Annotated in this window: 16 protein-coding genes; 9 read left to right on the top strand and 7 right to left on the bottom strand. The window is 75.8% G+C overall.

Annotation, left to right across the window (positions count from 1 at the left end):
- Positions 1–114: 114 nt before the first annotated feature.
- From ACZ4W5_RS04875 to ACZ4W5_RS04890, 4 genes are all read right to left on the bottom strand, one after another.
- Positions 115–966: an ABC transporter permease gene (locus ACZ4W5_RS04875; protein WP_465652863.1), complete on the bottom strand. Its 852-nt coding sequence runs from the start codon at positions 964–966 to the stop codon at positions 115–117.
- Positions 963–1910, bottom strand: a complete 948-nt coding sequence (locus ACZ4W5_RS04880; protein WP_360231438.1) for an ABC transporter ATP-binding protein — start codon at positions 1908–1910, stop codon at positions 963–965. The genes ACZ4W5_RS04875 and ACZ4W5_RS04880 overlap by 4 nt, the downstream gene beginning before the upstream one ends.
- A 568-nt stretch (positions 1911–2478) precedes the next feature.
- The gene (locus ACZ4W5_RS04885; RefSeq protein ID WP_465652865.1) at positions 2479–4548 is read right to left on the bottom strand and encodes a sensor histidine kinase; all 2070 of its coding nucleotides are present in this window, start codon (positions 4546–4548) and stop codon (positions 2479–2481) included.
- A gap of 268 nt (positions 4549–4816) precedes the next feature.
- On the bottom strand, positions 4817–6046 hold the full coding sequence (locus tag ACZ4W5_RS04890; RefSeq protein ID WP_465652867.1) for a serine hydrolase domain-containing protein: 1230 nt from the start codon (positions 6044–6046) through the stop codon (positions 4817–4819).
- 113 nt (positions 6047–6159) lie between these two features.
- Here ACZ4W5_RS04890 and ACZ4W5_RS04895 point away from each other — a divergent pair, with 113 nt between their 5' ends.
- The 6 genes from ACZ4W5_RS04895 (at position 6160) to ACZ4W5_RS04920 (ending at position 12208) form a co-directional block, all read left to right on the top strand.
- On the top strand, positions 6160–7314 hold the full coding sequence (locus ACZ4W5_RS04895; protein ID WP_465652869.1) for a sensor histidine kinase: 1155 nt from the start codon (positions 6160–6162) through the stop codon (positions 7312–7314).
- Positions 7302–7961: a LuxR C-terminal-related transcriptional regulator gene (locus ACZ4W5_RS04900; RefSeq protein ID WP_465652871.1), complete on the top strand. Its 660-nt coding sequence runs from the start codon at positions 7302–7304 to the stop codon at positions 7959–7961. Before ACZ4W5_RS04895 ends, ACZ4W5_RS04900 begins: the two co-directional genes overlap by 13 nt.
- 262 nt (positions 7962–8223) lie before the next feature.
- Positions 8224–9429, top strand: coding sequence for an AI-2E family transporter (locus ACZ4W5_RS04905; RefSeq protein ID WP_465652873.1), 1206 nt, complete (start codon positions 8224–8226; stop codon positions 9427–9429).
- Positions 9430–9538: 109 nt separating this feature from the next.
- On the top strand, positions 9539–11167 hold the full coding sequence (locus tag ACZ4W5_RS04910; RefSeq protein ID WP_465652875.1) for an AMP-binding protein: 1629 nt from the start codon (positions 9539–9541) through the stop codon (positions 11165–11167).
- Positions 11168–11312: 145 nt separating this feature from the next.
- On the top strand, positions 11313–11798 hold the full coding sequence (locus ACZ4W5_RS04915; RefSeq protein ID WP_360231461.1) for a nucleoside deaminase: 486 nt from the start codon (positions 11313–11315) through the stop codon (positions 11796–11798).
- Between the two features lie 38 nt (positions 11799–11836).
- Positions 11837–12208: a DUF488 domain-containing protein gene (locus ACZ4W5_RS04920; protein WP_360231464.1), complete on the top strand. Its 372-nt coding sequence runs from the start codon at positions 11837–11839 to the stop codon at positions 12206–12208.
- Positions 12209–12281: 73 nt separating this feature from the next.
- Here the strand turns inward: ACZ4W5_RS04920 and ACZ4W5_RS04925 are convergent, their stop codons facing one another.
- From ACZ4W5_RS04925 to ACZ4W5_RS04935, 3 genes are all read right to left on the bottom strand, one after another.
- Positions 12282–13097: an alpha/beta fold hydrolase gene (locus ACZ4W5_RS04925; protein WP_465652878.1), complete on the bottom strand. Its 816-nt coding sequence runs from the start codon at positions 13095–13097 to the stop codon at positions 12282–12284.
- A gap of 142 nt (positions 13098–13239) precedes the next feature.
- Positions 13240–14517 (bottom strand): MFS transporter, encoded by a 1278-nt coding sequence (locus ACZ4W5_RS04930; protein ID WP_465652880.1) that lies wholly within the window; start codon positions 14515–14517, stop codon positions 13240–13242.
- Between the two features lie 47 nt (positions 14518–14564).
- A complete protein-coding gene (locus ACZ4W5_RS04935) occupies positions 14565–15635 on the bottom strand; it encodes a homoserine dehydrogenase (RefSeq protein WP_465652882.1) in 1071 nt (356 codons plus the stop codon).
- Between the two features lie 223 nt (positions 15636–15858).
- Between ACZ4W5_RS04935 and ACZ4W5_RS04940 the strand changes: the two genes are divergently transcribed.
- The 3 genes from ACZ4W5_RS04940 to ACZ4W5_RS04950 all read left to right on the top strand — a co-directional run bounded on the left by ACZ4W5_RS04940 (position 15859) and on the right by ACZ4W5_RS04950 (position 19344).
- A complete protein-coding gene (locus ACZ4W5_RS04940) occupies positions 15859–16089 on the top strand; it encodes a hypothetical protein (RefSeq protein WP_360231476.1) in 231 nt (76 codons plus the stop codon).
- Between the two features lie 353 nt (positions 16090–16442).
- Entirely contained in the window at positions 16443–18068 is a 1626-nt protein-coding gene (locus ACZ4W5_RS04945; RefSeq protein WP_465652885.1) for a M48 family metalloprotease, read from the top strand.
- A gap of 139 nt (positions 18069–18207) precedes the next feature.
- The gene (locus ACZ4W5_RS04950; RefSeq protein WP_360231482.1) at positions 18208–19344 is read left to right on the top strand and encodes a hypothetical protein; all 1137 of its coding nucleotides are present in this window, start codon (positions 18208–18210) and stop codon (positions 19342–19344) included.
- Positions 19345–19369: the final 25 nt, after the last annotated feature.

The following is a 19369-nucleotide window of genomic DNA, read 5'->3' on the forward strand; positions in this document are numbered from 1 at the left end:
TTTTTTTTTTTTTGTGGTACTGGCTCCCCCCCCCCCCCCCCCCCCCCCTCTCCCCCCCCCCCCCCCCCCCCCCCCCCCCCACCGCGAGGTTCCCAGGCGCCGGAGCGCCCGGGCTCAGGCGTCGCTGCGCACCAGCCGGACGGCGGCACCGGCGAGCGCCAGCACCGTCCAGCCGAGGAAGACCAGCAGGCCGGCCGTCGGCGAGAGGGTGGTCGAGTCGTGGTGCAGGGCGAACATCGCCTCACCGGCGTGGCTGGGCAGGTACGGGCTGATGTGGCTCTGCCAGGACGTGGGGAGCAGCGAGGTTAGGCCGGGGATCAGCATCAGCGAGGCGACCAGCACGGCGATGCCGCCGGCCACCGAGCGCAGCAGGGCGCCGAGGGCGACCCCGATCACGCCCACCAGGCCCAGGTAGAGCCCCGCGCCGAACAGGCCGCGCACCACGCCGGGGTCGGAGAGGGTCATCGCCGCCCGGGTGCCGGACAGGATGCCGCTGTCGGCGGTGAAGGCGGCGAAGACCCCGACGGTGCCCAGCACCAGCGCGATCACGCCGTACACCGCCGCCTTGGACCACAGCACCGGCAGGCGGCGCGGCACGGCGGCCAGGGTGGAGCGGATCATGCCGGTCGAGTACTCGCCGGCCGCGACCAGCACGCCGAGGACGCCGAGCGCCAGCTGGGCGAAGTTGGTGCCGAACAGGGAGAGGCTGAGCGCACTGGAGTTGGCGAAGTCCCGGTCCATCGGGCGGCCGGAGGTGATCCGCGACTTGAACTGGAAGGCCGCGATCAGGCCGAAGGCGACCAGGAACAGCAGCGCCAGGCCGAGGGTGATCCAGGTGGAGCGCAGCGACCACAGCTTGGCCCACTCCGAGCGCAGCACGCGCGCGGCCGTCACCTTGTAGGCGGGGCGGGCGGGGAGCTGGCCGGAGGCCGTGGACGGCGTCTGGCTGGGGGCGATCGTGGTCATGCCGCGCTCCTCTGGGTGTCGACGGTGCTCTCGACGGTGGTGGTGCCGTGGTACTCGACGGCGTCCCGGGTCAGCTCCATGAACGCCTCCTCCAGGGAGACCGTCCTCGGGGTGAGTTCGAACACCGCGATGCCGTGCTCGGCGGCGGTGAGGCCGATCTCGCGGGCCGTCCGCCCGGTGACCAGGAGCTCCTCGGAGCCGGAGCGGCCGGTGACCTCGACGCCCGGTCCGGCGAGCGCCGAACGCAGCCGGGCCGGGTCGGCGCTGGCGACCTTGACGACGTCGCCGCCGGCCTGCTGGACCAGCTCCTGCACGGTGGTGTCGGCGAGCAGCCGGCCCCGTCCGACGATGATCAGGTGGTCGGCGACCAGCGAGACCTCGCTCATCAGGTGCGAGGAGACGAAGACGGTGCGGCCCTCGGCGGCGAGCGAGGTGAGCAGGTTGCGGATCCAGAGCACGCCCTCGGGGTCGAGCCCGTTGACCGGCTCGTCCAGCATCACCGTGGCCGGGTCGCCCAGCAAGGCGGCCGCGATGCCGAGCCGCTGGCCCATGCCGAGCGAGAACGCCCCGGCGCGCTTGCGGGCCACCGACTGGAGGCCGGTCAGCTCGATGACCTCCTCGACCCGGCGGCGCGGGATGCCGTGGGTGTGGGCCTGGGCCATCAGGTGGTTGAACGCCGAGCGGCCGGGGTGGATCGACTTGGCCTCCAGCAGCGCGCCCACCTCCTGCAGCGGAGCGGCGTGCTCGGCGTACCGGCGGCCGTTGACCCGGACCGACCCGCCGGTGGGCGCGTCCAGTCCGACGATCATCCGCATCGTGGTCGACTTCCCCGCCCCGTTGGGGCCGAGGAACCCGGTCACCGCGCCCGGCCGGACCGTGAAGTCCAGCCCGTCCACGGCGGTCTTCTCCCCGTACCGCTTCGTCAGCTGGTGCGCCTCGATCATCGCTAGCCCTTACGTTCAGGGGCCGGGCCCTCCCGGCCGCCCACGGTTCCACGCTAGGGCCCGCCGGGGCCCGAAGCGCGGCACTGCGGACTGATCATCGGACGCCGCGTAGTACCGCGGTACCACACCGTCGCCCTACCCGCGGAAATGCGGTTCGGCCTGGGGGCGGGACGGAGCGTAGCCGTGCCGGGACCGGGACGGGACCGTGGCCCCATGCGCATGGGTCAGTCCCGGCGGTGCCATGGAGGGGCGGGCCGACCGGCCCGCGCAACCCCTCCCGGAGGACACCATGAGCGCCAGATCGGTCAACCCGGTGGCCGTCGCTGCCGGAGCCGCCGGAGTCGTCGTCCTCGCGGCCGTGGTCGCCTGCGCCGCCCGGTGCTGCAAGGCCCGGGCCGAGGACGAGGCGGCCGGCGCGGAGCAGCGCGGAAGCCGCGCTCACGCTCACGGTCACGGCAGGGGCCGCGGTCTCCGCAGGGGGCACGGTCACGGCAAGGGCCACGGTCACGCCCCGTGCCCGAACCCGCCGAACTGCAACTAACCCGCGTCCGGGTCGCGACGGCCCCCGTCAGCCCGCCGCCGGGTGGCGCGGCAGCACCGCGTGCACCCGGGTGCCGCGGCCGAGGCCCGCGGCGGGGTGGACGGTGCAGCAGCCGCCGATCTCCGCCGCCCGCTCGCTCATCGAGCGCAGCCCCACCCCCGGGTGGCCCGGGTCGCCACGGCCCGGGCCCTGCCCGTCGTCCTCGACGGTGAGTTCCAGCCGCCCCGGGTCGACCAGCACGGTCACCGTGGCGCTGGTCGCCCGGGCGTGCCGCAGCACGTTGTTGAGCGCCTCGGCGGTGATCCGGTAGACGGCGACCTCGACCGCGGCGGGCAGCTCGGGCAGCGGGTCGGGGGCGAGCAGGGCGGTGACGGTGAGCTCGTCGCCGCTGAAGGTGTCGGCGAGGCGCCGCAGCGCGCGGCTCAGCCCGTAGTCGCCGAGCGCGGTGGGCCCGAGCCGGTCGGTGATCCGGCGGACCTCGCGGACGGCCGTGGCGAGGTCGTCGGCGACGTCCTCCAGGGCGGCCGCGAAACGGGCCGGGTCGTCCACGGCGGCCGCGCCCTGGAGGCGCAGCCGCAGGCCGGCCAGCAGCGGGCCGAGCCCGTCGTGGATGTCGCGGCGCAGCTGACGGCGTTCCTCCTCCCGGGCGGCGACGATCTGTTCGCGGCTGGCCCGCAGGTCCTCCATCAGCTGGAGCGAGGCCACGGCGGGCGCGGCCTGGTCGGCGAGGGAGCGCAGGATGTCGCGGTCGCTGTCGTCGAGGGTGCGCTGGCCCGGGCGCGGGGCGACGGTGAGCCGGCCGATCTCGCTGCCGCGGTGGACCAGGGCGAAGCGTTCGCCCTCGCCGGGGTGCTCCCCCACGGCGGCGAGCCGGCGTTCGCCGCCGCGGGTGGAGACGGTCAGGTCCACGCCGGGCAGCCGCAGTTCGTCGCCGACGGTGGCGCACAGCACGGCGGGCACGTCCTGCGGGTCGACGGTCTGGCTGACCCGCCCGGCGAGGCTGCGCAGCACCTGGTACGGCTGGGCGCGGGCGCCGTAGTACCAGCGGTCGACGATTCCGGAGGCCCAGTGCACGCCCCTGGGCAGGCCGCCGGCGAGCAGGAAGACCAGGGCGACCACGCACAGGGCGCCGAAGCCCCGGCCGGGCAGCAGCATGGTGGACAGCAGTCCGGCCAGCAGCACGAAGACGACCGCCAGCCCGGCGGCGACCAGCAGTCCGACCAGGATCCGGCGGGCCGAGCGGTCCAGCCGCCAGGAGCCGTCCCGCACCACCACGGCGGCGAGGGTCAGCGTCCACAGTGCGGAGGCGGCCGCGTAGGCGGCGTAGGAGGCGGTGCTCTGGCCGTTGAAGTAGTAGCCGGCCTCGGCGCCGGCCCAGAGCAGGTAGACGGCGATCGCGAGCAGCACGTACTGCCGGCGGCGCCGGGGCACCTGCCGGGTGCGGGCCAGCGGGACGAGCACCACCAGGGCGGTCAGGGCGACCCATACGACCAGTTGGGTGATGTGCAGGGTGCCGTTGAACTGCCGCAGCCAGTCGGCGACGGTGCTGTCGGCGAGCGGGTTGGGGCGGCCGAACACGGTCGGCTGGTAGACGTAGTAGCTCGCCTGGGGCGCCATCCACAGGCCCACCGCGCCGATCGCGAGCCACCAGCGGCGGTCGGTCAGCCGGCCGTACGGGAGCCAGAGCGGCAGCGCCTGCCAGATCGTGCCGCTGACGGTGTAGCCGACGGACTTGAGCACGACCACGGCCCCGACGTAGCGCGGTTCGCTCACCTCCGTCCAGACCGGGGTCTCGGCGGCGAGCGGCAGGATCAGCGCGCCCCCGTACGCCAGCAGCACCCAGCCGAGCTCCAGACCGGGCCGGTGGGCGTGCAGCAGCACCCCGCCGGCGACGGCGGCGAGGCCGTAGCCGAGCACCGCCAGGTGCCGGGTCGGTTCGGCGATCCCCGGCGTCCCCAGGTGGCCCAGCACGTACCCGGCCCACAGGCCGCCCGCGGCCAGGCAGACCAGCGCGCACAGCCCCGCCGTCGTCAACTGCCGCTCCGCCCGGCCGGGGCGGGGCCGCCACCGGACGCTCCCCGCGCTCTCCGCACCCATGACCGACCTCTCTTCGCCCACGACCGGCCGCATGGGAGCAGTCTCGTCCACCCGGTGTCCCGGGCGCATGGGGCAGCGGCCCCGCGAGTGACGGACTGCGGGTGACCGGCGTCCCAGCGTCACCGAGCCGTCCGGGCGTCGGTGCGGCCGCGTCGGCGGGCCCGCGTCGGCGGGCCCGTATCGGGGGTGGGGCGTCGGGGTGTGAGCGTCGGGGCCGTCGGCCTCGGTTCGGCCGACGGCCCCTGGAAACCGCCGACGGGCGGAGGCCTCAGTGCCGCCGGTGGGCGGCGGTCGGGGCGCCGCAGAGGGCGTCGTCGACCAGCGTGGTCTCCGCCTGCTCGATCCGGCGGACGTCGTCCGGGGTGTCGGCGCGGACGCCCGAGAGCGAGAGCGTGACGCTGCGCCGACCGTCGGAGGTGACGCCGGTCGCGGTGATCCAGCCCGCGTCGCCGCCCTCGTGGCCCCAGTACACCCCGCCGCAGGTCAGCGGGCGGGAGAAGAGCCCCAGCCCGTCCTCGGCGCCCGGCATGAGCGCCCGGAACTCCTCGCCGACCGGAACGGTCTGCTTCATCAGGGCGAGTTGGGCGGGCCGCAGCAGCCGGCCGCCCAGCAGGGCCCGGAAGAAGCGGTCGAGGTCGGCGGTGGTGGAGACCAGCCCGGCCTCCCCGTTGATGCCCACGCCGACCTGCTCGGTGACGTCGACGGCCGGCTCGCCGGGCTTGAAGCTCTGGTAGGTCCGGGCGTGCGGCCGGGGCAGCGTGGGGGACGTCCCGGGCCAGGAGGTGTGGGCGAGGCCGAGCGGGCGGACGATCCGGTCCCGCACCTCCTGGTGCCAGGCCTGCCCGGTGGCCCGCTCGATGATCATGCCGAGCAGGACGTAACCGGTGTTGCTGTAGCTCCAGTCGGCGCCGGGCCGGAAGTCCGGCGGGTGGCGCAGCGCCCGGTCGACGCTCTGTTCGGGCGTGGAGCTGTCGTAGCGGTGCCGGCGGAAGTCCTCCGCCGAGCTGTAGTCCGGGTAGTCGTCGTGCAGCCCGCTGGTGTGCTGGAGCAGTTGGCGGACGGTGATCGCGCCGCCGTCGTTCCCGTTCCCGGACACCACGCCGGGCAGCCACCGCTCGACCGTGTCGTCCAGCGAGAGCCGGTGCTCGCCGACGAGTTGGAGGACGACGGTGGCCACGAACGCCTTGGTGACGCTGGCGATCCGGAAGTGGCCGTTCGTCGGCACCGGCTGTCCGGTCGTCAGGTCGGCGACGCCGCTGGTGGCGGTCACCACCCGGCCGTCGGCGGTGAGCAGCCGGGCCTGCACCCCCGTCACGCCGAGTGCGGTGAGCGCGGCGGCGTCGCGCCGGAGCAGGCCGCGGTCGTCGTACGGCCGGGCCGCCGCGGCGACGGCGGGCACGGTCGTGGCGAGGGTGCCGGCCAGCACGGCGGCCGACACCAGGGTCCGTCGTACGGAACGGCCGCGCCGCCGTACGGCATCAATCGGTGGTCTCTTCATGGGAGTTGACGCTAGGCCCGGACGCCGCGCCCGGTCGGTACCCCGAGCCGGTCGGAAAACAGGGTAGTGGGCTGTAGTGCCGGGCCGGTTCGCCATGATCCAGACTTGGGTGGATGAACCTCCATCGGGCCGAAAGGCTCTGGGCGACCTGGCGCGCCCTGGGCTACCTGCTGGGCGGCCTGCTCGCCGCCGCGCTCGCCGTGCTCGTGCTGCCCGCCCTCCTCGTCCCGCCGGTGGCGCGCGCCTGGGCCGGCCGGCAGCGCCGCCGCGCCGACGGGCTGCTGGGCGCACCCGCCTCCGGCCCCGTCCGGGTCGGCACCGCGCGCCTGCTCGGGTGGCTCGGCGCCTGGCTGCTGACCGGCCTGGCGTTCGGGCTCGTCGCACTGGTGTGCGCGGGCAACACCCTGACCACGGCCGTCACGGTGCCCCTGTGGTGGGCCCTGCCCGCCGGCACCCGGGCGGGCGGCTTCGCCGCCGGTGCCCCGCTGACCGGGTGGGGCCCGGCGCTGACCCTGGGGACGGCACAGCTGCTCGCCTTCGCCGCCCTGACCCACTGGCTGCTCCCCCGGCTGGCCCGGCTGCACGCCCGGACCTGCGTGGCCCTGCTGTCGCCGTCGGCCTCCACGGAGCTGGCGCAGCGGGTGGAGACGCTGACCGAGACCCGGGCCGGGGCGCTCACCGCGCACGGCGCGGAGCTCCGCCGGATCGAACGCGACCTGCACGACGGCACCCAGGCCCGGCTGGTGGCCATCGCGATGCGGCTGGGCGTGGCCCGGGAACTCCTGGACGAGGACCCGAGGACGGTCGCCACGCTGCTGGCGCAGGCCCACCGGACCACCGAGGAGGCCATGGTGGAGCTCCGCGCGGTGATCCGGACGATCTACCCGCCGATCCTGGCCGACCGCGGGCTCGCCGGGGCGCTGTCCGCCCTCGGGGCCGACGCGGCGCTCGACACCACCCTCGACGTCGGCAGCCTCGGCACGCTCCCCGCCGCCGTCGAGGCCGTCGCGTACTTCACGGTCGCCGAGGCGCTCACCAACGCCGCCAAGCACAGCGGCGCCACCCGGACGGCGGTACGGGTGGCCCGCACCGGTGACCGGCTGTCGATCGAGGTCACCGACGACGGAGCCGGCGGCGCCGACGAGACGCGGGGCACCGGCCTCGCCGGGATCCGCCAGCGCGTCCTGGCGCTCGACGGCACCCTCGACCTCCGCAGCCCGGTCGGCGGCCCGACCACGATCACGGTGGGTGTGCCGTGCGGGTCGTGATCGCCGAGGACAACGTCCTGCTCTCCAGCGGGCTGGAACTGCTGCTCACCGCCAAGGGCTTCCAGGTCGCCGCGATCGTCCAGGACGCCCCGGGCTTCCTCGCCGCCGTCGCCGAGCACCGGCCCGACGTCGCCGTCGTCGACGTCCGGCTGCCGCCCGCCTTCCGCGACGAGGGCATCCGGGCCGCCATCCGCGCCCGCCGGGAGCAGCCCGGCCTGCCCGTGCTCGTCCTCTCCCAGTACGTCGAGCAGCAGTACGCCGGGGAACTGCTCTCGGACGGCCGCGGCGGCATCGGCTACCTGCTCAAGGACCGGGTGAGCCGGGTGAGCGAGTTCACCGACGCGCTGCGCCGGGTCGCCGCCGGAGGCACCGTGATGGACCCGGACGTGATCGGCCAGCTCCTCACCCGGCACGCCCAGGATCCGACGGCCGCCCTGACACCGCGCGAACGCGAGGTGCTCGCGCTGATGGCCGAGGGGCACGACAACACCACGATCGCGGCCAGGCTCGTCATCACCGACAACGCCGTCCACAAGCACATCGGCAACATCTTCGCCAAGCTCGGCCTCTCGCCCGCCGACAGCGGCCACCGCCGGGTCCTCGCCGTCCTCACCTACCTCAGCGGGCGGAGGGCCGTCGGGCGGTGAAGGCGGTGGGGCGGTGAAGGCCGTTGGACGGCGGGACCAGCGCAGCCCGCCCCGGCTCCGGCTCCGGTACGCCGCCGAGGTGTGCGAGTCCGGGGGCCGGGGAGACGCTGGGAACAGGCCGAGGACGGAGGAGGCGGGCCCCATGAGCGACTCGCGCACGACCCACGGGCCGGAACCGCACGAGACCCCCGGCTGAGCCCGCCGTGAGCAGCCCCGGACACCGTCCCGCGCGGCACCCCGGCCGACCGCCGGGCGCCGGCCCGTGGGCGTGACCGGCCCCGGGCCGGGCCGGCGCCCCCGGCCGCTCGGCAGCCGCCCGCCCCGGGTGGCCGTGCGGCGGGCACGGCCCGCCGCGCCCGCCGAGCACGTGCCGACCGGGCTGCGCACCGCCGCCGGGTACGTCTGGCGGCTGGGGCTGCTCGGGGTGGCCGCCTACCTGGCCGTCGGGGTGCTCGGCGAGCTGGAGATGCCGGTGATCGCACTGTTCGTGGCGCTGGTGATCACCTCGGTGCTGCGCCCGCTGGTCGACCTGCTGGCCCGGACCCTGCCCCGCTCACTGGCCGTGCTGGTGGCCTTCCTGTGCGCGCTCGCGGTCGTCGGCGGGGTGCTGGCGCTGGTCGGGACGAACGTCGCCGACGAGTGGAACCGGATCGGCGACGAGCTGCGCGGCGGCCTCGGCCGGATCGACCGCTGGCTCACCGGCGCCCCCTTCCACCTGCGCGCGGGTACGGTCACCGACCTGCGGGCGAAGGTCGGCGCGTTCGTCTCGGCGCACCGCTCCGCGCTGCTGACCACCGCCCTCAGCGGCGCGAGCCGGGCCGTCGAGCTGGTCACCGGGCTGGCCCTCGCAGTGTTCTGCTCGGTGTTCTTCCTGTACTCCGGCGACCGGATGTGGAGCTGGGCGCAGCGCCAGCTGCCGGCCCGGGCCCGTCCCGTCTGGAGCCGGGCCGGGCAGGCCGCCTGGCGCACCTTCGCCGGGTACACCCGCGGGGTGCTGATCGTGTCGGCGACCAACGCGGCGCTGGTCGGCATCGCGCTGGCGCTCCTGCGGGTGCCGCTGGTGCTGCCGCTGATGGTGGTGGAGTTCGTCGCGGCGCTGGTCCCGCTGATCGGCTCCCCGATCGCGCTGGCGATCGCCGCGCTGGTCGCCCTGGCCGCGCGGGGGCCGGTGGTCGCGCTGCTGGTGCTGGCGCTGATCGTGGTGATCGGCCAGATCGAGGGCCACCTGCTGCACCCGCTGGTGATGGGCTGGTCGGTACGGATCCACCCGGTGGCGATCGCCCTGTCGGTGATCGGCGGCGCGGTGCTGGCCGGGGTGCTGGGCGCGGTGGTCGCCGTCCCGGTGGTGTCGGTGGCCTGGGCGGTGCTCACCGAGCTGCGCGACCACGGCCCGCCGTCGGCGCGGGGGCGGACCGGGTCGGGCAGCGGCACCCCGGCGGCGGGCGATCGCCCGCGCCGCCGCCGGTAGAGCCGCCCGGGGCTGGGTAGTTGAAGGTGGACAGTCAGACTTCCGGGCACGAGGCGCTCCGGTTCCGGGGCGCCTGCGTGCGTCCGAACGTACGAGGAGACCAGCAGCGATGAGCACGTCCCAGGCGCGCCCCACCGACCCCTCCGATGACGGCGGCGACCGCGAGTTCCGCAACTACGTGGAGATCGTCCTCGATGGACTGTCGGACGAACCGGGGCAGGAGGTGCTGGTCAGCGGCGAACGCCGGCTCGGGGCCGCGGAGTTCCGCTCCCTCGTGTACCGGCTCGCCCGCGCCCTGCGCGAACGGGGCGTGGAGCGCGGCCGCACGGTGACCCTGCTGTGCGGGAACATCCCGGAGACCGTCGCGGTCCGCTACGCGGTCAACCTCCTGGGCGCGCACTTCAACCACCTGTACATCCGGCTGGGCACCGACGTGCAGGCCCGGATCATGGCCGACGTCGAGACCTACGCCTTCATCGTCGACCCCCGCCTCGCGGAGCGCGGCGCGGCCCTCGCCGCGGCGGTGCCCGTCAAGCACGTCCTCGTCCTCGGCGAGGGCGCGGGCGGGGGCGAAGGCTCGGGCGCGGACGGGGGCTCGGACGCGGACGCGGCACCGGCGCTGGGCGAGGACCTCCTGGCACTGGCCGCGGCCCGGTCCGACGCGCCGCTGCCCAGTGCCGCCCGGCCGGAGGACCTGTGCTTCATCCGCCACTCCGGCGGCACCACCGGCCACCCCAAGGGCATCCGCAGCACCTTCGCCCGGATGCAGGGCAACTGGCTCGCCGCCCTGATCACCGGAGAGCGGCGACGGGACCTGGTGTGCACGCCGCTGTCGCACGCGGCCGGCTTTGTCGCCGACGGCACTCTGGCCAGCGGCGGCACGGTCGTCCTCCACTACGCCTTCGACCCCGGCGAGGTCCTGGCCACCGTCGCCCGCGAACGCATCACCGACGTCTTCCTGCTGCCCCCGCTGCTCTACCAGGTGCTCGACCACCCCGACGCGGCGTCCACCGACATCTCCAGCCTCCGGCGGATCACCTACGGGGGCACGCCCTCCTCGCCGGTGCGGATAGCCGAGGCGGTCCGGCGCTTCGGCCCGGTCTTCCAGCAGGCCTACGGCCAGTTCGAGGCCGGAATCGTCAGCGTGCTGCCCCCCGACGAGCACGACCCCGACCGCCTCGACCTGCTGCGCACCGCCGGCCGGCCGGTCGACGGCGTCGAGGTGGAGATCCGCGACCAGGCCGGCAACGCGCTCCCGGTCGGCGAGGTCGGGGAGATCTGCGTCCGGTCCGAGAACGCGATGGAGGGCTACTGGAAGAACCCGGAGCTCACCGCCGAGGTGCTGCGGGACGGCTGGGTGCACACCGGCGACCTCGGCCGGCTCGACGACCACGGCTACCTCGCCGTCGTCGACCGGATCAAGGACATGATCGCCGTGGTCGGCGGCCATGTGTACACCACCGAGCTGGAGGACTTCCTCCACACCCACCCGGGCGTCCGGCAGTGCGCCGTCTACGGGGTGCGCGGCGAGGGCGGCCACGAACGCGTCCACGCCACCGTGGTGCCCGTCCCCGGGACGGGCGTGACGGCGCAGGAGCTGCGGGCCACGGTCCTCGCCGGCCGCGGCGAGATGTACGTGCCCGACGTCATCGACTTCACCGACGCGCTGCCCCTCACCGACACCGGCAAGCCGGACAAGAAGGAGCTCCGCCTCCGCGCCGCCGCAGCGGCCTCGTAGGCGCTCCGGACCGCCGGTGCCGGGGCGGCCCGGCACCGGCGGGGTGAGACTGGTCGGGGGGACGGAGGCGAGCGGCTGCGGCGTCGCCCGCCCTGCGGCACAGGTCTGTCCTCCGTCCCCGTTCGCACCGCACGAGGAGACCCACATGGCCGACCACTCCCCCGACCACTCCCCCGACCACCTGCTCGCCGCCATCGAGCTCGGCGCCTCCGCCCGGGCGCACGGCAACCACCCCTTCGGCGCGCTGCTCACCGACCCCGACGGGAAGGTCCTGCTGACCGCCGAGAACACCGTCCTGACCGACCACGACGTGACCGCCCACGCGGAGATCAACCTGGTCCGGCAGGCCTCCCGCACCCTGGCCCCGCACCAGCTCGCCGACGCCGTGCTCTACTCCAGCACCGAGCCGTGCGCGATGTGCGCCGGGGCGATCCACTGGAGCGGCATCCGCCGGGTCGTCTACGCGCTCGCCGCGACCGAACTGAACGCGATCGCGGGCGTGGACCCGGACGAGCCGGTGCTCGACCTGCCGTGCCGCACGGTCTTCGCGGCCGGTGGCAGCACGGTGGAGGTGTCGGGGCCGTTCCTCTTCGAGGAGGCCTCCGCGGTGCACGTCGGCTACTGGGGGTAGCGGCGGCAACGCTTCCCACGCACCCGGGAGGACCGGACATGACCGCACGGGTCGCCTACCGGCGGATCTACCAGGAACCCTCTCCGCAGGACGGCCGGCGGGTCCTGGTCGACCGGGTCTGGCCACGCGGTGTGACCAAGGCGGACGCGCACCTGGACGAGTGGCTGCGTGACGTCGCCCCGTCGACCGGGCTGCGCACCTGGTACGGCCACGAGCCGGAGCGCTTCGCCGAGTTCCGCCGCCGCTACCTCGTCGAACTGCGCGACGCCCAGCACCGGGAGGCCGCCGACCACCTGCGGGAACTCGCCGCCCAGGACGCGCTCACCCTGCTGACCGCCACCCGGGACGTCGACCACAGCCAGGCCGCCGTACTGGCCGAATGGCTGGCGGAGGCGGACGCCGCGCGCTGACCCGCGCCCCCGGTCAGCGGTGCGCCTCTCCGCGGTGCACCTCTCAGCGGTGCACCTCTCAGCGGTGCGCCCCTCAGCGGTGCGTCTCGATGAAGCCGCTCACCGTCCGCACGTACTCGGCCGGGTGGGTGACGTGCGGGGTGTGGCCGGCCCCGGCGAAGGTCCGCACCTGCGCCCGGGGCAGCGCCCGCGCCAGCCGGGCGATGATCGCGGGGAACCAGGGCGGGCTCTCGGTGCCCACCGTCAGCAGGGCCGGGCCCGGGTGGGCGGACAGCCCGGCGAGATCGAGCAGCGGCCAGCCCGGGTCCTGCTGTTCGTCGAGGAAGGTGAGGGCGTTGGTGAGGAGGGTGTCCCGGACCTCCGGCGGCAGCCGCTCCCACGTCCCCGGCCCGAAGGCGACCTCGTCCACGAACTGCTGCGCGCCCGCGCGGGTCTCGCCCGCCCGCAGGTGCGCCAGCACCGAGTCGATCCGCCGCTCCACCGCCCGCATCACCGGCAGCAGGTCCGGCTCCGGGGGCACGATCGCCATCAGCGGGGGCTCGTGGGCGATGACCGTGCGGAACAGCTCGGGGCGGCGGACGGCCAGGCCCAGGACCGTCGAGGCGCCGAAGGAGTTGCCCGCGATGTGCGCCGGCCCCAGGTCGAGCGCCTGGACGAGGGCGGCGAGGTCGTCCTCGTCCTCCGTCCGGGAGCCGGGCCCGGGCGGGCGTTCGCTCCGGCTGTGGCCGCGCCGGTCGTAGACCAGGACGCGGTACCGCTCGGCGAGGGCCGGCCGGACGAGGTCCCAGTGGGCGTGGTCGGCCCAGGAGCCGTGCACCAGCACGAGCGGCTCGCCCGCACCCGTCAGCTCGTAGTGGAGGTCGACGCCGTTCACCCGGACCTTCGGCATGGTCCCGCTCCTCACCCGCTGGGATCCGCCCCTGCTCCATTCAGTCATCGGGCCGCGGCGACGGCAACCAGGTGCCCCCGGCGGCCCACGCCCCGGACGGCCGCTTCTCCGCCCCCGGCCGCCCCCGGCCGCCCCCCGGCCGTCACCCCGGCGTGACCGGGCGGCGCGCCGGGCGGACCGTGGCGAGCAGCGCCAGGGCGGCGGCCTGGACGGTGGCCACGGTGACGACCAGCGCCGGGACGGACACCGCGTAGAGCGCGCCGGTGAGCGCCCCGCCGGCCAGCATCGCGAGGCCGACCACGGCGGCGAACACCCCGTAGGCGGTCGCCCGGCGCGGCGCGGGGACGAGGTCGGCGACGACCGCCCGCAGGGTCGACTCCTGGACACCCAGCGCGGCGCCCCACAGCAGTGCGCCGATCGCGGCGGGCGCCACCGCGTCGGCGAAGCCCAGCGGGGGCACGGCTGCGGCCAGCACGGGGAGCGCCACCAGGGTGCGCGGGCCGATCCGGTCGTACAGCCAGCCGGTGGCCAGGCTCGCCAGCGCGCCGGCGAGCATCGTCCCGGCGTACAGCACCGGTACGGCGGAGGCGGTGAGCAGGTGGTGCCGGACGAGGTGGAAGGAGAGCACTCCGTAGGTGGTGAAGCCGGTCATGGTCGCCGCGGTGAACGCCGCGTACGCCCAGAAGGCGCGGGGCAGCGGCCGACGGACGGGCGCCTGGGGCTGGGGCTGGGGCTGGGCCGGGGTCACCGGCGGCCGGGCGGGCGGCGCCGACTCGTAGCGCGACGGGTCGTAGCGCGACGGGTCGGGCACCCGGGAGCGCAGCCACCGGAGCAGCAGGAGGGCCGCCACGCCCGGGGCGGCCAGCACGCCGAGCGCGGGCCCGTAACCGCCAGTGGCCGCGAGCACGGCGGCCACGGTGAGCGGGCCGATCACCGCGCCGACCTGGTCGAGGGCCTCGTGCACGGCGAAGCCCCGGCCCCGGCCGGTGGCGGCGGTGGCGTGCGAGAGCAGGGTGTCCTTGGCCGGTGAGCGGACCGCCTTGCCGACCCGCTCGGCGATCACCAGGGTGCAGGCCGCCCCCAGCGAGCCCGCCACTCCGAGCAGCGGCACGGCGGCGACGGTGAGCGCGTAGCCGCCGATCGCCAGCGCCCAGAACCGCCCGGTGCGGTCGGCGAGCGGCCCGAACAGCAGGCGCGGGAACAGCGCCGCCGCCTCCCCCGCGCCCGTCACCACGCCGACCAGCGTCGCCGAGGCGCCGAGCGAGGCCAGCAACGGGCCGGTGACGGAGCGGGCGCCCTCGTAGACGAAGTCCGCGAGCAGGCTGACGATGCCGAACCACAACACGAACCGCCACGGCCGCATGCCCGTGCCGTCACCGGCCTGCTCGGCCGGCCGTCGAGCCGCTGGATCGGTGCCCACCACGCCTCCACGATCGCCCCAGGGCCCGGCGCAGGGCTCGGCGCGGCTCAGCCGAAGCCGTGCCCGCGGGGCGCCGTGACGTCAAGAGTGTCCCGCAGCATCGCGAGCGCCGCGCCGAGCGGGCTGGACCGGCCGCCGCTCACCGTGATGTCCCCGGCCTCGGGGCAGCCGTAGACGACCGCCTTCTCCGGGCCGGTCAGCGCGTGCAGCGGGTCGCCCGGCGCGGTCCGCTCCAGGCGGACCTCGACCACGAGCGGGCGGTCCGCGCTCGCGCTCGCCACCGCCCGTAGCCGGCGCCCCTCGGCGGCCGCGGCCAGCGCCGCCGCGCCCGTCCCGGCGTCCACCGCCTCGGTGTCGACCCGCACGGCCGCCGGGTCCCAGCCCCACAGCAGGGCCGCGAGCAGCCGCACCTTGGTGGCGGCGTCGGCGCCCGAGAGGTCGGCCGAGGGGTCGGCCTCGGCGATGCCGAGCCGCTGGGCCTCGCCGACCGCCCGGTCGAGGGGGTCGCCCGCCGCGAGGCGGTCGAGCACGAAGGTGGCCGTCCCGTTGGGGCAGGCCCGGACCGTCCGGCAGCCGAGGCCCCGCACCCCCGTGCGCGCCAGGTCCGCCGCCGGGAGGGCGGCTCCGGTGGCCCCGGAGATCCTGATCAGGCTGCCGCCGGCCCGGGCGGCCCTGGCGAGTTCACGCCAGTGGCCGAGCAGGTGGCTCTTGGTGGCGGTGACGACGTGGACGCCGCGTTCCAGTGCCAGCACGGCCTCCTCGGCGGCCTGTTGCCGCAGCTGCGGGGAGGAGGGCAGCGCCTGGACCAGCACCCGCGCACCGGTCCGGTCGAGGGTCCGTTCCAGCGGGCCCGGCGGGGCCCACTCGGCCCGGGGCGGGACCGGCCCGCCGTCGCGCAGCTCCACCTCGGCCGACCCGACCCGGACGGCCGCCAGCCTCGGCCGGACGCCGTGGTCGCGGGCGAGCCCGTCCGCGTGGGTGAGCAGCCGCTCGGCGAAGGCGCGGCCGACCGGACCGTAGCCGGACAACACGACCCCCGGGTCATCGGCCGACAGCACAGCAGCGGGGTCGTCGCCCGGCGCGGCCGGGGGCACGGGCCCGGCGACTGGTGAGGACATCCCGGCAGGATACCCCCGGGGTGGTCGGGCGCTCGAAGCCCTTCCCGGCCGGGCCGACGCGGCGCGCGCCCGCCGTCCGGGTGGTGCCGACTCTCGGCTTCGGTACCGGCGGTGAGCATCCGTCCGCCGCCCGCCCCAGTGCGCTGGAACCATCCCACCGGGTCCGGCCCGGTGGCCGAGCGGGGTGACCCGGGTTTGCATGGGGTGACCGAGCCCCGAGACCGTGGAGGTCACCGTGTACGAGATGTGGGCCGAGCACGACCCGGCGGTGTCGCCGCCCGCCGTGGTGTGGCACGTGGTCGCGAAGGACGACGCGTCGTCGTCGCTGTGCGGGCGGTTCCTCGAGCCGTCCCAGCGTGTGCTGCCGCCCGGCGACGGCTCGCCGGTGCCGGACCGGTACTGCGACCCCTGCCTGGTGACCGTCCGTGAGGCGATCGCGGCCGGCGGGCGCTGACGGTCGGAGGGGCGCGCCGGCGGGGGCACGGGAGGGTGGTCGGCGGCCGGGCGGAGGGCTGAGCAGGGGCCGGGCGGAGGGCTGAGCAGGGGCCGGGCGGAGGGCTGAGCGGGGGCCGGGGCGAACGGTCGTCGGCGGCCGAATGCCGTCAAGCCCGCACGAATCGGACCCGCGACGAACCCGCAGGTCGGAGCGGTGATCCGGAGGCGAGAACCCCGGTGCGCGGGCCCCCCGGGACCGCTACCATCTCCACTCGTCGCACACCCGTTCACCATGCAACAATCGCGCGCCGCTCCTGTCGTCGCGCCCAGGGGGAGGACCATCGCATGGGCGCGCCCCAGCGTTCTGCTGCCATGAGCACGTCAACGAGAGCCGTCACGGCCGTGACCCTGCTCATCGGCTTCTACCTGCTCGCGCTCGGCATCGCCGCGGGCCTGATCGCCCTCGACGTCGCCCTGTACCAGGCCTCCGGCACGTTCCGCCCGGGGCTGATCAAGATCTGGGCACTGACCGCCGCCGTCGGCTACCCCGTCGTCCGGGTGGTGTTCCTGACCCGGCGTCGCAAGGAGGACGGCGAACTGCCCGGCGTGCTCCTCACCCGCGAGCGGCAGCCCGAGATCTGGGCGATGGTCGACCGGATCTCCGAGCGCACCGGTGTCCGCGGCCCGGCCGAGATCCGCCTCGTGCCCGAGGTCAACGCGGGCGTCATGGAGGAGAGCAGGCTGCTCGGCCTCGTCCCCGGCAAGCGCCACCTGGTGATCGGCGCCCCGCTGCTGATCGGCCTCACCGAGGGCGAGCTGGAGTCCGTGCTGGCGCACGAGTTCGGCCACTACAGCAACCGGGACGTCCGGCTCGCCGCCGTCACCGTCGCCGGCCGCCGCGCCATCCTGCACACCATCGGCGGACTGCACCACCGCGCGAACCAGCACCAGGCCCAGGAGGCCGCCAAGCTCGCCGCCAAGGCCGAGAAGCGGCTGGCCAAGGGCCGCAAGCCCACCACGGAGCAGGCCGGCGGCGGCGTGGACCGGGTCCTCGCCAAGCTGTTCACCGGCTACGCCAAGCTCTACTTCCGGGTCTCCGAGGCGGTCGGCCGCCGCCAGGAGTACGCGGCCGACCAGGTCGCCGCCCAGCTCGCGGGCCGGGACGCCACCGCCGCCGCCCTGCGCCGGATCCCGGCCCTGGAGGCCGCCCAGAACTTCTACCTCAACCGCTACGCGACCATCGGCTGGGACGCCGGGCTGCTCCCGCCGCCCGGCCAGGTCTACGGCGGCCTCCAGCACCTGCTGAGCGACCCGAAGCGCCGCGCCGAACTCGCCGAGCACGCGCTCGAACTGCCCGAGGAGCAGCCCGACCCGTACGACTCGCACCCGCCGATCCACCTGCGGGTCGCCGCGATCGAGGCGCTGCCCGACGACGGCCGCGGCCCCGGCGCCGCCGGCCCCGCCCTGGCGCTGCTGCACGACTCGGAGCGGGTGCTCGCCGAGCTGGAGGTCGTCTCGCTGGTCCCGGAGGCCTCCGGCAAGCACCGGGCCGACTGGCCCGAGCTGGTCCGCACGGCGATGCTGGCGCGCGCCCGCGAGGCCGGCGAGGACGCCCGCCGGGCGCTCACCGGGCTGGGCCTGCCGCCCACCGCCCACGGGCTGCTCGACGCCCTCGACGCCGGCCGCGCCTGGGAGTTCACCGACCGGCTGCCCAAGAGCGAACAGGCCGCCGCGGCCACCGGCCGGGCCGCCCGGGAGTTCGCCCGACCGGCGCTGCGCGAGGAACTGGCGCACGCCACCGTCGTCGCGCTGGCCGAGGCCGGGCTGGCCGGCTGGGAACTCTCCTGGGGCGGACCGGCCGAACTCCGGCTGCCGGACGGCTTCGCGGACGGTTTCGACGCGGCCCTGGACGCCGCCTGCGCGGACGATCCGGACACCGCCCCGCTGCGGGCGCTGCTCGCGGCGGCCGGGCTGCCGGCCTCCGCCGCCGCCGTGTGACCGATCCGATCGCTCCGATCGATCTGCACGACCTGCGCGATCTGCGCGATCGCCGCCGCACCCGGGCGCACCCACACCGCACCCGTCCACGCCCGTCACGCCAGTCCACGCCCACACCGCACCATCGGAGGAACACCCTTTGCTCGGCATCATCGTGCTGTCCGTCGTCGGCCTCGTCCTGCTGTTCCCGGTCGTCATGACCCGACTGGCCAAGCGCAAGCTGGCCCAGCTGGAGCGGGCCAAGGCCACCATCGCCGGGCACGAGGCACGGCTGGCGGAGGAGGCCCGGGCGAAGAACACCATCATCCCGGCCGACCACGGGCTGCTGCTCGGCAGCGAACTGCTCCTGGACGACCGGCCCGAGGACGAGGAGGCCGCCGTCCTCGCCGCCGCCAAGGCCGGCGACTGGCGGACCGCCGCCGACTACCTCGCCACCGACGCCACCGCCGACGTCCGCTGGCGGCGGCAGCGCCAACTGGCCGAACTGGCCGCCGAGGACGACGCCTGGCTGCGCGCCTGGCGCACCGAGCGGCCGCAGGACCCGGCCGCCGCACTGCTGCACGCGGACGCCCTGGTCTACCTGGCCTGGAACATCCGCAGCAGCGCCCGCGCGACCGAGGTCAGCCGCGAGCAGTTCGCGGGCTTCCACCGCGTCCTGGCCGAGGCCGAGGAGGCCGCCGTCGCGGCCGCCGCGCTCGCCCCCGAGGACGACCCCAACCCGTGGGTCGCGCAGATCCCGATCGCCATGGGGCTCGGCTGGTCCAACGACCGCTTCCGGGAGCTGTGGGCCGAGTTGGTCGCGCGCGACCCGCAGCACTGGGCGGCGCACAACCGGGCGCTGCAGTACTGGTGCGCCAAGTGGCGCGGCAGCCACGAGCTGATGCACGGGTTCATCGACGGCGCGATCGCCGCCGCCCCGGCCGGCAGCCTGCTCGCCCCGATCAAGCTGGAGGCCTACTTCGAGCAGTTCGCCAAGGACGGCGAGAAGCTCACCGCCTGGCAGCGCCCCGAGGTCGGCGCCGCCCTGGACGCCGCCCTCGCCGACCTCGCGGCGGCCGACCCCGGCCACCCCCGCATCCGGTACGCCCACGGCTGGCTCGCGTACGCGCTGACCCGGGCCGGGCGGCCGACCGAGGCGCTGGCGCAGTTCCAGGCACTGGGCCGGTACATCCCGCAGCCGTTCACCAACTTCAACGACCCGCGGCAGGCCTTCATCGACCTGCGGGTCGCCGCCGTCCAGGGCGCGGTCGCGGCGGCGGAACGGCAGCAGGCCTGACCGGGCGCTCCCGCCGGGCTGCGGC

It is taken from the genome of Kitasatospora sp. NPDC029367, assembly GCF_055569135.1.

Bases quoted from the DNA above. Each gene is read 5' to 3' on its own strand.
- ACZ4W5_RS04910 (WP_465652875.1), top strand. From the start codon at position 9,539: ATGAGCACGTCCCAGGCGCGCCCCACCGACCCCTCCGATGACGGCGGC.
- ACZ4W5_RS04885 (WP_465652865.1), bottom strand. From the start codon at position 4,548: ATGGGTGCGGAGAGCGCGGGGAGCGTCCGGTGGCGGCCCCGCCCCGGC.
- ACZ4W5_RS04915 (WP_360231461.1), top strand. From the start codon at position 11,313: ATGGCCGACCACTCCCCCGACCACTCCCCCGACCACCTGCTCGCCGCC.
- ACZ4W5_RS04945 (WP_465652885.1), top strand. From the start codon at position 16,443: ATGAGCACGTCAACGAGAGCCGTCACGGCCGTGACCCTGCTCATCGGC.
- ACZ4W5_RS04925 (WP_465652878.1), bottom strand. From the start codon at position 13,097: ATGCCGAAGGTCCGGGTGAACGGCGTCGACCTCCACTACGAGCTGACG.
- ACZ4W5_RS04920 (WP_360231464.1), top strand. From the start codon at position 11,837: ATGACCGCACGGGTCGCCTACCGGCGGATCTACCAGGAACCCTCTCCG.
- ACZ4W5_RS04875 (WP_465652863.1), bottom strand. From the start codon at position 966: ATGACCACGATCGCCCCCAGCCAGACGCCGTCCACGGCCTCCGGCCAG.
- ACZ4W5_RS04895 (WP_465652869.1), top strand. From the start codon at position 6,160: ATGAACCTCCATCGGGCCGAAAGGCTCTGGGCGACCTGGCGCGCCCTG.
- ACZ4W5_RS04890 (WP_465652867.1), bottom strand. From the start codon at position 6,046: ATGAAGAGACCACCGATTGATGCCGTACGGCGGCGCGGCCGTTCCGTA.
- ACZ4W5_RS04880 (WP_360231438.1), bottom strand. From the start codon at position 1,910: ATGATCGAGGCGCACCAGCTGACGAAGCGGTACGGGGAGAAGACCGCC.
- ACZ4W5_RS04935 (WP_465652882.1), bottom strand. From the start codon at position 15,635: ATGTCCTCACCAGTCGCCGGGCCCGTGCCCCCGGCCGCGCCGGGCGAC.